The organism is Hyphomonas sp. GM-8P, assembly GCF_003263315.1.
Lineage (GTDB): Bacteria > Pseudomonadota > Alphaproteobacteria > Caulobacterales > Hyphomonadaceae > Hyphomonas.
The window spans coordinates 1-849 of sequence record NZ_AWFE01000017.1 but is presented as its reverse complement, the minus strand read 5'-3'; the positions used below and the strand labels follow the sequence as shown (position 1 = coordinate 849).

Here is an 849-nt window from a genome sequence, read left to right as displayed (position 1 = left end):
GGACCGGCACGCCCAATGCAGCGCCGACAGGCGGACCCAACGCATCTCCCGACTGGGCCCGGCGCATACGGCGCGACCAGTCGACCCGCGATGCCGGCATGATGGCAGCCGCGGCCGTGCGCGACGGCGACCGGCCGGGTGGCGGCACATCGATCGAACTGAAGAGAGACGAGGACTAGACAATGCTCTGGAAGCGAAACTCCACCCGCTATGGCGAGACACCGGAACCGGTGACACCTTACCAGCGCGCCGCGCAGGCCTGGGACGACCGGATCGGGTCGGCCCGCGTCCAGGCGGCCAATTGGCGGTTCGCGGCCCTCGGCAGCCTTGCCTTGTCGTTTGTTCTGGCCGGCGGCCTTGTCTGGCGGTCGACCCAATCGATCGTCACGCCCTATGTAGTGGAACTGACCGGCGAGGGTGCGGTGCGCGCCGTCGGTCCCGCCGACGGGCGCTATGAGCCGACCGATGCACAGATCGCCTATCACCTCGCCGAGTTTGTGAAGAACACCCGTTCGATTTCCATCGATCCGGTCGTCGTCCGCCAGAACTGGCTGAAGGCCTATGCCTATGCGACCGACCGGGCGGCAGCGACGCTGAACGATTATGCCCGCGACAATGATCCGTTTACGGATGTCGGCAAGCGCTCGGTCTCGGTCGATGTCACGAGCGTCGTGCGCGCATCCGACGACAGTTTCACCGTCCGCTGGCGCGAGACCGCTTACCGGAACGGCACCGAGACCGCCCAGTCGACCCATACGGGGGTGTTCTCGATCGTCATCGACCCGCCCCGCACCGAAGAAGCTCTTCGGGCCAACCCCCTCGGCCTCTACGTCCACGGCCTCAACTGGT

The 849-nt window shown here is 66.5% G+C and carries 1 protein-coding gene; it reads left to right on the top strand.

What is annotated here, in order from left to right:
• Positions 1-182: 182 nt before the first annotated feature.
• Positions 183-849, top strand: a 667-nt coding sequence (gene trbF / locus HY26_RS02290; RefSeq protein WP_112072850.1) for a conjugal transfer protein TrbF, incomplete at its 3' end; no start/stop codon positions are given.